12 protein-coding genes are annotated in these 11,753 nt (G+C 70.6%); 1 reads left to right on the top strand and 11 read right to left on the bottom strand.

From position 1 onward, the window contains the following. Nucleotide 1 precedes the first annotated feature (1 nt). Together OHA19_RS32795 and pyrR are read right to left on the bottom strand one after the other, a co-directional pair. Nucleotides 2-988: an aspartate carbamoyltransferase catalytic subunit gene (locus OHA19_RS32795; RefSeq protein ID WP_405721273.1), complete on the bottom strand. Its 987-nt coding sequence runs from the start codon at nucleotides 986-988 to the stop codon at nucleotides 2-4. 93 nt (nucleotides 989-1,081) lie between these two features. Next, a complete protein-coding gene (pyrR, locus tag OHA19_RS32790) occupies nucleotides 1,082-1,666 on the bottom strand; it encodes a bifunctional pyr operon transcriptional regulator/uracil phosphoribosyltransferase PyrR (protein ID WP_405710733.1) in 585 nt (194 codons plus the stop codon). Nucleotides 1,667-1,887: 221 nt separating this feature from the next. Here pyrR and bldD point away from each other — a divergent pair, with 221 nt between their 5' ends. After that, nucleotides 1,888-2,388, top strand: coding sequence for a transcriptional regulator BldD (bldD, locus tag OHA19_RS32785; RefSeq protein ID WP_014044812.1), 501 nt, complete (start codon nucleotides 1,888-1,890; stop codon nucleotides 2,386-2,388). Between the two features lie 193 nt (nucleotides 2,389-2,581). Here the strand turns inward: bldD and nusB are convergent, their stop codons facing one another. The 9 genes from nusB to mltG form a co-directional block, all read right to left on the bottom strand. Beyond that, entirely contained in the window at nucleotides 2,582-3,013 is a 432-nt protein-coding gene (nusB, locus tag OHA19_RS32780; protein ID WP_072484538.1) for a transcription antitermination factor NusB, read from the bottom strand. Between the two features lie 2 nt (nucleotides 3,014-3,015). Continuing rightward, nucleotides 3,016-3,582 (bottom strand): elongation factor P, encoded by a 567-nt coding sequence (gene efp / locus OHA19_RS32775; RefSeq protein ID WP_405710735.1) that lies wholly within the window; start codon nucleotides 3,580-3,582, stop codon nucleotides 3,016-3,018. 50 nt (nucleotides 3,583-3,632) lie between these two features. Next, nucleotides 3,633-4,739 carry an aminopeptidase P family protein gene (locus tag OHA19_RS32770; RefSeq protein WP_405710737.1) on the bottom strand — a complete coding sequence of 369 codons (1,107 nt, stop codon included), beginning with the start codon at nucleotides 4,737-4,739 and terminating at the stop codon, nucleotides 3,633-3,635. A 93-nt stretch (nucleotides 4,740-4,832) separates the two neighbouring features. Then, on the bottom strand, nucleotides 4,833-5,654 hold the full coding sequence (locus OHA19_RS32765) for a Pro-rich N-terminal domain-containing protein (protein ID WP_405710739.1): 822 nt from the start codon (nucleotides 5,652-5,654) through the stop codon (nucleotides 4,833-4,835). Nucleotides 5,655-5,780: 126 nt separating this feature from the next. Continuing rightward, nucleotides 5,781-6,221 (bottom strand): type II 3-dehydroquinate dehydratase, encoded by a 441-nt coding sequence (gene aroQ, locus OHA19_RS32760; RefSeq protein ID WP_405710741.1) that lies wholly within the window; start codon nucleotides 6,219-6,221, stop codon nucleotides 5,781-5,783. Further along, nucleotides 6,218-7,864: a 3-dehydroquinate synthase gene (gene aroB, locus OHA19_RS32755; protein ID WP_405710743.1), complete on the bottom strand. Its 1,647-nt coding sequence runs from the start codon at nucleotides 7,862-7,864 to the stop codon at nucleotides 6,218-6,220. The genes aroQ and aroB overlap by 4 nt, the downstream gene beginning before the upstream one ends. Then, nucleotides 7,861-9,045 (bottom strand): chorismate synthase, encoded by a 1,185-nt coding sequence (gene aroC / locus OHA19_RS32750; protein ID WP_405710744.1) that lies wholly within the window; start codon nucleotides 9,043-9,045, stop codon nucleotides 7,861-7,863. Before aroC ends, aroB begins: the two co-directional genes overlap by 4 nt. A 145-nt stretch (nucleotides 9,046-9,190) precedes the next feature. Continuing rightward, nucleotides 9,191-10,027 carry a shikimate dehydrogenase gene (locus OHA19_RS32745; protein ID WP_405710745.1) on the bottom strand — a complete coding sequence of 279 codons (837 nt, stop codon included), beginning with the start codon at nucleotides 10,025-10,027 and terminating at the stop codon, nucleotides 9,191-9,193. Next, nucleotides 10,014-11,732 (bottom strand): endolytic transglycosylase MltG, encoded by a 1,719-nt coding sequence (gene mltG, locus OHA19_RS32740; RefSeq protein WP_405752514.1) that lies wholly within the window; start codon nucleotides 11,730-11,732, stop codon nucleotides 10,014-10,016. Before mltG ends, OHA19_RS32745 begins: the two co-directional genes overlap by 14 nt. Nucleotides 11,733-11,753 lie beyond the last annotated feature (21 nt).

Here is an 11,753-nt window from a genome sequence, read left to right as displayed (position 1 = left end):
GTTACTTGTTCTCCTCGGTACGGGACGGGGCGGCGGGGGCGGCGGATTCGTACCCGCCCAGCAGCAGGTACAGGACGGCCATGCGGATCGAGACACCGTTGGCGACCTGCTCGACGACCGTGCACCGGTCGGAGTCGGCGACCTCGGCGGTGATCTCCATGCCGCGCACCATCGGGCCGGGGTGCATGACGATGGCGTGCCCGGGCATCCGCGCCATGCGGTCGGCGTCGAGGCCGTAGCGGCGGGAGTACTCGCGCTCGGTCGGGAAGTACGCGGCGTTCATCCGTTCACGCTGCACACGCAGCATCATCACCGCGTCGGACTTCGGCAGCACCTCGTCGAGGCTGTAGCTGATGTCGCACGGCCACCGCTCGACGCCGACCGGGACGAGGGTCGGCGGGGCCACCAGGGTGACGTGCGCGCCGAGCGTGTTCAGCAGGTGGACGTTGGAGCGGGCCACCCGGCTGTGCAGGATGTCGCCGACGATGGTGATCCGGCGGCCTTCGAGGTCCCGGCCGAGACCGCTGTCGGTACCGACCAGGCGGCGGCGCATCGTGAAGGCGTCCAGGAGGGCCTGGGTGGGGTGCTCGTGGGTGCCGTCACCGGCGTTGACGACGGCGCCGTCGATCCAGCCGGAGGTGGCGAGGCGGTACGGGGCGCCGGAGGCGCCGTGCCGGATGACGACGGCGTCGGCACCCATCGCCTCCAGGGTCAGCGCGGTGTCCTTGAGCGACTCGCCCTTGGAGACGGACGATCCCTTCGCGGAGAAGTTGATGACGTCGGCGGAGAGGCGCTTGGCGGCGGCCTCGAAGGAGATGCGGGTGCGCGTCGAGTCCTCGAAGAAGAGGTTGACGACGGTACGGCCGCGCAGGGTGGGGAGCTTCTTGATCGGCCGGTCCGCGACCCTGGCCATCTCCTCGGCGGTGTCGAGGATCAGGACGGCGTCGTCGCGGGTGAGATCGGCGGCCGAGATGAGGTGGCGCTTCATCTGGGTGTTCTCCGGGTGGCTGGAGGATTCAGGCATGCGGGCGTGCGGAAGCAGCCGTACGGGCTCGTGGTACGCCGTACGGGTGTGGAGGGGCTACTGCTCGCCCGTCGCGGCGGTCCGCTCGACACCGAGCAGCACGGCGTCCCGGCCGTCCTCCTCGGCGAGCTGGACCTTGACCGTCTCCCGCAGCGACGTGGGGAGGTTCTTGCCGACGTAGTCGGCGCGGATCGGGAGTTCGCGGTGACCGCGGTCGACGAGGACCGCGAGCTGCACCGCGCGGGGCCGGCCGATGTCGCCCAGAGCGTCGAGGGCGGCGCGGATCGTGCGTCCCGAGAAGAGGACGTCGTCGACGAGCACGACCAGGCGGCCCTCGATGCCCTCGCCGGGGATGTCGGTGCGGGCCAGGGCGCGCGCCGGGCGCAGCCGCAGGTCGTCGCGGTACATGGTGATGTCGAGGGAGCCGACCGGCATCTTTCCGCCGGTGATCTCTTCGAGCTTCTCGGCGAGCCGGCGGGCGAGGAACACGCCTCGCGTCGGGATGCCGAGGAGGACCACGTCGTCGGCACCCTTGGCGCGTTCGACGATCTCGTGGGCGATCCGGGTCAGTACCCGGGCGATGTCGGGAGCCTCCAGAACGGGGCGTGCCGCATTGCCGGTGGCTTCGTGCTGTGCGTCCATAAGAAACGGACCTCCTTCTCCGTCTCACGGGACGGACCTTAAAGGACGTCGAAATTGCGTCAACCACGTTACCAGGGCTTGCGCCGGCCCCCGCCCCCACCCCTGGGGGGTGCCGGTCCGGACCATTCGGCTTGACGCATCCAAGTAACGCTGCGTAACCTCACAGTGAGTTACCAGCAACGCGGCGGAGCCGCGAAATGTCCCAGCGTCCGGGGAGCCTTATGTCCAGCGAATACGCAAAACAGCTCGGGGCCAAACTCCGTGCCATCCGCACCCAGCAGGGCCTCTCCCTCCATGGCGTGGAGGAGAAGTCCCAGGGCCGCTGGAAGGCCGTGGTGGTCGGTTCGTACGAGCGCGGCGACCGTGCCGTGACCGTACAGCGCCTCGCTGAGCTCGCGGACTTCTACGGGGTTCCGGTCCAGGAGCTCCTGCCCGGTACGACGCCCGGCGGTGCCGCCGAGCCGCCGCCGAAGCTCGTCCTGGACCTGGAGCGTCTCGCCCACGTCCCGCCGGAGAAGGCCGGTCCGCTGCAGCGCTACGCGGCGACGATCCAGAGCCAGCGCGGTGACTACAACGGCAAGGTGCTCTCGATCCGCCAGGACGACCTGCGCACACTGGCCGTGATCTACGACCAGTCGCCGTCCGTGCTCACGGAGCAGCTGATCAGCTGGGGTGTGCTGGACGCGGACGCGCGTCGCGCCGTGGCCCACGAAGAGGGCTGACGCCCCACTGCTGACGCCCCACTGAAGAAACGTACCGCCGTGTCGGCGCGGTTCACCCCAACGGGTGCTCGCGCCGACACGGCTTTTTCGTGCGTGAGGTGCGTGTGCGGTGGCCCGCGCGTGACGGGCCACCGCACGCCGAAGGGCCCACGATCGCTCGACCGTGGGCCCTTCGTTGGCTGAACGCCGCCGGCTACTGCTCCCGGCGGAGGTTCGGCTTGAGGTCCTTGAAGCGGGCCAGCAGCCCGTTCACGAAGGACGGGGAGTCGTCGGTGGAGAACTCCTTGGCGAGCTGGACCGCCTCGTCGATCACCACTGCGTCCGGGGTGCCGTCCACCCAGATCAGCTCGTAGGCACCGAGCCGCAGGATGTTCCGGTCGACGACCGGCATGCGGTCGATCTCCCAGTCCACCGCGTAGGTCACGATGAGGTCGTCGATCCGGTCCGCGTACTGCGCGTACCCCTCGACGAGCTCCATCGTGTACTCGGTGACCGGCGGCTGACGGTTGTCGGCCCGCGAGTGCCGCACCCAGTCCGCGAGGACCGTCTGCACGGACTCGCCGCGCTGGTCGGCCTCGAAGAGGATCTGGAAGGCGCGCTTGCGGGCCTTGTTCCGGGCAGCCACGGTTAGCTGTTCACCCGGCCGAGGTAGTCGCTGGTGCGGGTGTCGACCTTGACCTTCTCACCGGTGGTGATGAAGAGCGGCACCTGGATCTGGTAGCCGGTCTCCAGGGTGGCGGGCTTGGTGCCACCGGTGGAGCGGTCGCCCTGGACGCCCGGCTCGGTCTCCTGGATGACGAGCTCGACGGCGGCCGGGAGCTCGACGTAGAGCACCTCGCCCTCGTGCTGCGCCACGGAGGCGGTGAAGCCCTCGATCAGGAAGTTGGCGGCGCTGCCGACGGCCTTGCGGTCGACCATGAGCTGGTCGTAGGTGTCCATGTCCATGAAGACGAAGTACTCGCCGTCCATGTACGAGAACTGCATGTCGCGACGGTCGATGGTGGCCGTCTCGACCTTCACACCGGCGTTGAACGTCTTGTCGACGACCTTGCCGGAGAGCACGTTCTTGAGCTTGGTGCGCACGAAGGCCGGGCCCTTGCCGGGCTTGACGTGCTGGAACTCGACGACGGACCAGAGCTGGCCTCCGTCGAGCTTGAGCACCAGGCCGTTCTTGAGGTCGTTCGTGGAAGCCACGGTTGCGGAATCTCCTGGACTGAAGCTGGTGGAACGACCGAGGATGCGCGCTAGAGCGCGAGCAGCTCCTTGGTCGTAATGGTGAGTAGCTCGGGTCCGCCGTCCGCCTCGGGGCGCACGACGAGCGTGTCATCGATCCGGACTCCGCCCCGGCCCGGGAGGTGGACCCCCGGTTCGACGGTGACCGGCACACAAGCGTCCAGTTTACCCATGGCCGCAGGTGCCAACTGCGGGTCCTCGTCGATTTCCAGTCCCACCCCGTGCCCGGTCCAGGGCGCCAGGCCCCCGCCGTGCCCCGCCGAGTCCAGGAGATACCGGGCCGCGCGGTCCACGTCGCGGTAGGCGGCGCCCGGTACGAGGGCCTCGCGCCCGGCCCGCTGAGCGGCGAAAACCAGGTCGTAGAGCTCGATCTGCCAGTCGGCGGGCGCCGTCCCGATGACGAACGTTCGGCCGATCTCGCAGCGGTAGCCGCGATAGTTGGCACCGAGGCAGACGGAGAGGAAATCTCCTTCCTCCACCCGCCGGTCCGAGGGGCGGTGGCGGCCCTGCCCCGAGTTCGGGCCGGTGGCGACGGAGGTGGCGAAGGCGGGGCCGTCGGCGCCGTGGTCCACCAGACGGCGCTCCAGCTCCAGGGCGAGATGCCGTTCGGTGCGGCCCACCAGAATGGATTCGAGGAGTTCGCCCAGGGCCTGGTCGGTGATCTCGGCGGCGATCCGCAGGCAGGCGATCTCCTCCTCGTCCTTGACCACCCGCAGCTGCTCGACGGTGGCCCCGAGATCGGCCAGCCGCAGCCGCGGGGCGACCGAGCCCATGGCCCGGTGGCGGGCCACCGTCAGATGGTGCTCCTCGACAGCCAGCGAATCCGCGCCCGAGGAACCGGCCAGATCGGCGGCCGCGACCGCCGGATCGCCGTCGGAGGGGGGCAGCAGGGAGACCCGCAGCTGATCGTCGGTGCGCCCGTCGGCCGGGTCGCCGCCCGTGGCCCGGGGCGAGATCAGGACGTCCCCGCCGGGTCCGAGCAGCAGCACGGCGCCCGGGGGCGCGCCGCCCGCGAGATAGCGGACGTTGGCGGGGCGGGAGACCAGAGCGGCCGCGGATCCGACGGCGGCGCACCGGTCGCGAAGCAGCCCGCGGCGGACGGCGTACACCTCTGACATGTCACGAGCCTACGAGCGGTGGCGCGGGCCTGCTCGGTCAGCGCACCCGACCGGGGAGGCGGCCGCGCAACTGGAGCAGTGCCCGGTGACGGTTCACCAGGTGGGCGGGCTGGCTATGGAGCGGGCGAGTATGTCGTCCAGAACGCGGGCGGTGGTCTCCACGTCGTACGTCGAGTTGTCGATGATCGGCAGGCCGGAGCCGTACCAGCCGGCCATCCGGCCATGAATCCTGGCGACCTCCTCGTCCGAGAGGCGGCGGTTCCCGCTGCGGGCGGCGTTGCGCTCCAGCACGATCTCCAGGCCGGGCAGCAGGACGACGGGCAGGAGTCCGGGGCCGACGTGGCGCTTCCAGCCGCCGAGTCCGACGACCGGCCGGTCGGGGAAGACGGCGTCGTCGAGGATGCAGGAGATGCCGTTGGCGAGGAAGTTGCGGGCGGCGAAGCCGCAGGTACGGCGGGCCAGGCGGTACTGGGCCTCGGAGTGGTCGTTCCACCCGGCCTGCGGGTCGGCGAAACCGGAGCAGACCCATTCACGGACGTCATCGAGGCTGACATGGGCGGTGGGCACCCGGCGGCGGCTGGCCCAGAGCTTGGCCACGGTGGTCTTGCCGGCGCCCGCGGGGCCGATCAGGAGGACCGCGAGGGTCGCGCTGCCGGTGCCGGGCTCTGCGGCCGGCGCGGGAAGCGGGACCGGGCCGCCGGGCGGCAGCTGGACGTGTCCCGTGGTCTCCCTGGCGGGCGGACCCGGGGCGTGGTGCGGGGCGGGCCCGCTCCACCCGCCCGGCGCGGGCGGGGTGATGGGCGGCGGCCCCGGCGGACCGGGGTGGCCGGGGTGCTGGGCCTGGTGCGACCAGCCGACAGGTCCGCTTCCGGGTCCTTGGGGCGGCGGCAGCGGGGCCCCCACTGCGTGCTGCATCCGGTGCCACTCCGTCTCGTACAGGCAACTGGCGCTGGTGGAACGGCAACCGTACCGTCCCCGGCCGCCGCTGGGACAACGGCCGGGGACGCGCAACAGTGCCCGGATGGCCGGGAAACCGGTCCGTCAGCCGGCCAGCTCGTCCGCGAGGGCGCGCAGGGCGAGGCGGTAGGAGCCGATGCCGAATCCGGCCACGGTCCCCGTGGCGACCGGCGCGACCACGGAGTTGTGCCGGAATTCCTCCCGCGCGTACGGGTTCGAGATGTGCACCTCGATCAGCGGGGCGGTGCGCTGGGCCGCCGCGTCCCGCATCCCGTACGAGTAGTGGGTGAAGGCACCCGGGTTGAGAACGACCGGAATTGAACCGTCCGCGGCCTCGTGGAGCCAGCGGATCAGCTCGCCCTCGTCGTTGGTCTCTCGGACGTCGACGTCGAAGCCGAGCTCCTTGCCGAGCGCCTGGCAGGTGTCGACGAGTCCGGCGTAGGACGTGGCACCGTACACATCGGGCTCGCGGGAGCCGAGCCGGCCGAGGTTCGGGCCGTTGAGGACGAGTACCCGGCGGGTCACGCCGACACCTCCCCGTAGGCGGCCAGCAGCACGGCCGGGTCGGGGCCCTCCAGGACGGTGGGCTTGCCGAGGCCGTCCAGGACGATGAAGCGCAGCAGGTCGCCGCGGGACTTCTTGTCGACCTTCATGTTCTCCAGCAGCTTGGGCCACTGGTCGCTGCGGTAGGTGAGCGGCAGTCCGACGGACTCCAGGACGGCGCGGTGCCGCTCGGCGGTGGCGTCGTCGAGGCGGCCGGCCAGCCGGCCCAGCTCGGCGGCGAAGACCATGCCGACCGAGACGGCCGCGCCGTGCCGCCACTTGTAGCGCTCGTTCTTCTCGATGGCGTGGGCCAGGGTGTGGCCGTAGTTGAGGATCTCCCGCAGCCCGGATTCCTTCAGGTCACCGGAGACGACCTCGGCCTTGACCCTGATGGCTCGTTCGACCAGCTCGGCGGTGTGCGGTCCGGTCGGCGTCCGGGCGCCTTCCGGGTCCGCCTCGACGAGGTCGAGGATGACCGGGTCGGCGATGAAACCGGCCTTGATGACCTCGGCCATGCCGCTGACGTAGTCGTTCACGGGCAGCGAGTCCAGCGCCGCGAGGTCACAGAGGACCCCGGCCGGCGGGTGGAAGGCGCCGACGAGGTTCTTGCCCTCGGCGGTGTTGATGCCGGTCTTGCCGCCGACGGCCGCGTCGACCATGCCGAGCACGGTCGTCGGTACGGCGACCCAGCGCACCCCGCGCAGCCAGGAGGCGGCGACGAAGCCCGCGACGTCCGTGGTGGCGCCGCCACCGATGCCGACGATGACATCGGTGCGGGTGAAGCCGGTCTGGCCCAGCGCCTTCCAGCAGTAGGCCGCGACCTCGACGGTCTTGGCCTCCTCCGCGTTGGGCAGCTGGATCGCGATGGCCTCGTAGCCCTGGCCGGCGAGGTCCTGACGGACCGCCTCGCCGGTCTCGGCGAGCGCCTCGGGGTGCAGCACCGCGACGCGCTTGGCACGGTCGCCGATGAGCGCGGGCAGCTCGCCCAGCAGTTGCCGGCCGACCAGCACCTCGTACGGGTCGGTGCCCGCGCTGCCTGCGATCGGGATACGGGTGGGGCCCTGCTCGGTCATACGTGTGTTCTCCCGGCCGGGGGTGACGGGGTCGCCCGTGCGCTCCGGCAGTTCCAGTGCGTCGAGGACCGCCTGGGCGACCTCTTCGGGGGTCCGCTCGTCGGTGGCGACGGTCGCCCGGGCCACCTCGGTGTACAGGTGGCGGCGGGCGTCCATCAGCTCGCGCCACTGACGACGCGGGTTGACGGCGAGCAGCGGGCGCGCGGTGTTCAGCCCGACCCGCCTGACGGCCTCCTCCACGTCCATCGAGAGATAGACGACGGGGCGGCCGGCGAGCAGCGCGCGCGTCGTCGCGTCGAGCACCGCGCCGCCGCCGAGGGAGAGGACGCCCGTGTGCTCGGAGACCGCAATGTGCACCGCGCGCCGCTCCAGCTCGCGGAAGTGCTCCTCGCCCTCGTCGTAGAAGATCTCCGGGATCGGCTTGCCGGCCGTGGCCACGACGTCCGCGTCGGTGTCCCGGTAGGTGGTGCCGAGCCGGTCGGCGAGCAGCTCACCGACCGTGGACTTGCCGACTCCCATCGGGCCGACGAGGACGATCAGCGGGCCGCTCATCGGATCTGGAGGTGGTCGAGGTACGACTGCACGTTGCGGTGGGTCTCGGCGACGCTGTCGCCGCCGAACTTCTCCGCGACGGCGTCGGCCAGGACCAGGGCGACCATCGCCTCGGCGACGATGCCCGCGGCCGGAACGGCACAGACATCGGAGCGCTGGTGGTGGGCCTTGGCCGGCTCTCCGGTGACGACGTCGACGGTGGCGAGCGCGCGCGGCACGGTCGCGATGGGCTTCATCGCGGCACGGACCCGCAGCAGCTCGCCGGTGGTCAGACCGCCCTCGGTGCCGCCGGAGCGGCCGGAGGCGCGCTTGATGCCGTCCTCGGTGACCAGGATCTCGTCGTGCGCCTTGGAGCCGGGGACCCGCGCCAGGTCGAAGCCGTCACCGACCTCGACCCCCTTGATGGCCTGGATGCCCATGAGGGCCGCGGCGAGCCGGGCGTCGAGACGGCGGTCCCAGTGGACGTGCGAGCCGAGGCCGACGGGCACCCCGTACGCCAGCACCTCGACGACGCCGCCGAGGGTGTCGCCGTCCTTGTGGGCCTGGTCGATCTCCGCGACCATTTCCTTGCTCGCGTCGGCGTCCAGGCAGCGCACCGGGTCGGCGTCGAGCTTCTCGACGTCGGCGGGCGTCGGGTAGACGCCGTACGGCGCCTTGGCCGCAGCCAGCTCGACGACGTGGCTGACGATCTCGATGCCGGCGGTCTCCTTGAGGTACGACCGGGCTACGGCGCCGAGCGCGACGCGGGCCGCCGTCTCCCGGGCGCTGGCGCGCTCCAGAATCGGCCGGGCCTCGTCGAATCCGTACTTCTGCATGCCTGCGAGGTCGGCGTGGCCGGGCCTCGGACGGGTCAGCGGGGCATTGCGGGCCAGCGCGGCCAGCTCCTCGGGGTCGACCGGGTCGGCCGACATGACCTGCTCCCACTTGGGCCACTCGGTGTTGCCCACCATCACGGCGACCGGGGAGCCCATGGTGAGACCGTGGCGCACCCCGCCGAGGAAGGTGACCTCGTCCTTCTCGAACTTCATCCGCGCACCGCGGCCATAACCGAGCCGCCGCCGGGCCAGTGCGTCCGCCACCATCTCCGTGGTGATCGGGACACCGGCGGGAAGACCCTCCAGCGTCGCCACGAGTGCGGGGCCGTGCGACTCCCCCGCGGTCAGCCAGCGCAACCTGCTCAACGGTGCTCCTCATGCTCGCGCCTGGAACTGCGACGGCGCGACCGGGTGCGCGGCCCTGGCCCGCCGCCCTCGATCCTCCCACGGTCCGGGGCCCCGGCCCGCCGCCGGTCCATCAGACGGACGGATCAGCGGGTCGGAAGGACGGTCAGCGGGCGGCCAGCGCCTGCTCGCCGGCCCGGCGCATCGCGGCCAGCGGCGCCGGGGAACGGCCCGTCATCTGCTCGACCTGGAGAACGGCCTGGTGCACCAGGAGATCGAGACCTCCGATGACTGGGCCGCCATGAGCCGCCCAGGCGGACGCGAGTCCGGTGGGCCAGGGCTCGTACAGCACGTCGAAGAGCGTGCCGGGACGCTCCGGCACGTCATCCATCAGCCCGTCGGTGGCCCCGGCCGGGGTCGTCGCGACGACCAGCGGGGCGCGCAGCGACTGTGCGGCCTCCGCCCAGTCGGCGATCCGTACATCGACCCCGAGCCGCTCTCCCCAGCCGCGCATCTCGTCACCGCGCTCGCGGCTGCGGACGTAGGCCGTGACCGGTCCCGTGCAGATCTGCGAGAGCGCCGCGAGCGCGGACGAGGCGGTGGCTCCGGCGCCGAGCACGGCGGCGGACTCGGTCTTCTCGACGCCGCGCTCGCGCAGGGCGGCGATCATGCCGGGGATATCCGTGTTGTCGCCGACGCGTCGGCCGTCCTCGGTGAACACCAGCGTGTTGACGGCCTCGACCGAGGAAGCGGTCGCACTGATCTCGTCCAGCAGCGGGATGACCGCGCGCTTGAGCGGCATGGTCAGCGCGAACCCGGCCCACGTGTTGTCCAGGCCCTCGATGAAGCCGGGCAGCGCCTGCTCGTCGACCTCGAACCGGTCGTACGACCAGCCGTCGAGGCCGAGTTCGGCGTAAGCGGCCCGGTGCAGGACCGGGGAGAGCGAGTGGGCGATCGGGGAGCCGAGAACGGCGGCCCGGTGGCGCCCGTCAGCCGAGGCCATGCTTTTCCTTGAACTTGTCGTTGAGCTTCTCGTGCTCGGCGGCCGTCTTGGTGAACTGGGTCTTCTTGCCGTCGAGCGAGATGAAGTACATCCACCCGTTACCGGTGGGACTGAGCGTGGCCCGCAGGGCTTCATCGCCCGGATTGCTGATCGGACCCGGCGGAAGTCCCGCGTGGTAATAGGTGTTGTAGGGGTCCGGGTTGGTCAGGATCTCATTCGAACTGATCTTGATCTTGCTCTGCTTCTTGAGGTAATTGAAAGCGGAGTCGAATTGGAGCTTGCGGTTCGTGGCAGTGTTGTCGGGCTTCAAGCGGTTGTAGACGACTTCGGCCATCTTGCGGAAGTCGTCGTGCGTGAGCCCCTCCGCCTGAACCAGGCTGGCGACCGTGAGGACCTGCCAAGGGCCGTCCAACTTGTACTTCTTGGCGGTTCCTTCGAGGTCGAGCTTCTCGTACTCCTCGTTGGACCGCGAGACCATCTTCTTGAGGATCGCCTCCGGCTTGGTTTCCTTCGTGACCGGATACGCGGCCGGGTAGAGGAATCCTTCGAGCGGGTCCTTGATGTCCTTGTTGTCGCTCGCCCAGTCCGGCAGACCGAGGTCGGACGCATCGGACTTGGCGATCCCCTTGGTCGTTCCCTTCTTGAGGCCCAGCTTCTTGTCGACCAGGTCGTAGACGGCGACATTGCGGAACCCCTCGGGAATCACGAGAAGGTTCTGGCTCTTCGGGTCGACCATCATCTTCACGGCCTCGGCCGCCGACATCTTCTCGTGAAGGAGATACACCCCGGCCTGGATCGACTTCCCCTTGGGGTTCTCGGTCTGCGCGGAGACGAACGCGTCGACACTCTTGACCACACCCTGCTTCTTCAGGATGTTGCCGATGTCGGACCCGAACGCGCCCTTGGGGATCTCCACCTCGACCGACCCCGAGCCGCTGCCCGCGTAGTCGGGCGCCGCGCCGAACTTGTCCTTCCAGTACGAGTAGCCGAAGTAGCCCACCCCGCCGAGGCCGCCGACCAGGACCAGCGAGACGACCAGGCAGGCACAGCCGCTGCGGCTCTTCTTCTTGCCCTTGCCACGGCGCTCGTTGCCGCCGCGGCTGCCGCGGCGCGACTCACGCGGGTCGTCGTCGTAGTCGTCGTCCTTGCCGTCGCCGTTGTCATCGCGGTCGCGGTTGTCGTCGGCGCCCGTGAAGAACGGGTGGGTCTCCTCCGGCTGGACCTCCGGGTCCCAGTCGGGAGTCTGCGTCGGGGCCTGCTGGGGAGCGGCCTCACGACGGCCCGGGGGCTGCGGCGGCGGATAGGCCTCCGGCGTGCCGTAGTAGTCGTGCGTCTCGCTGTAGCCGCCCTGTCCCTGTCCCCCGCCGTACGGGTCGGCCGCCGGCTGGGGGTCGTACGGCACCGCGGCGGGCTGCTGCCCCGTGTCCCAGCCACCGTTGTCGTACTGCGGCTGCTGCGGCTGCTGCGCGTATGGGTCCTGCGGGACTCCGTAGCCGGGCTGCTGCTGGTAGTGCTGCTGCGCGTACGGGTCCTGAGGTTGTTGCGGCTGCTGCTGCCCGTACGGATCGTGAGGGTAGGGCTGCTGCTGTCCGCCGTACTGGTTCTGGCCGTGGGCAGACTGCTGTCCTCCCCATCCCTGGTCCCCGTACAAGGGGTCCTCGGGATGCCACGGTTCGGAGCCGGGGCCCCGGCCATACTCAGTCATCGATCCCCTAGAGCCGCGAGA

This window comes from Streptomyces sp. NBC_00012 (genome assembly GCF_045040875.1).
Taxonomy (GTDB): domain Bacteria; phylum Actinomycetota; class Actinomycetes; order Streptomycetales; family Streptomycetaceae; genus Streptomyces.
The sequence above is the reverse complement of the archived record's forward strand: the minus strand, read 5'-3'. Positions and strand labels throughout refer to the sequence as shown.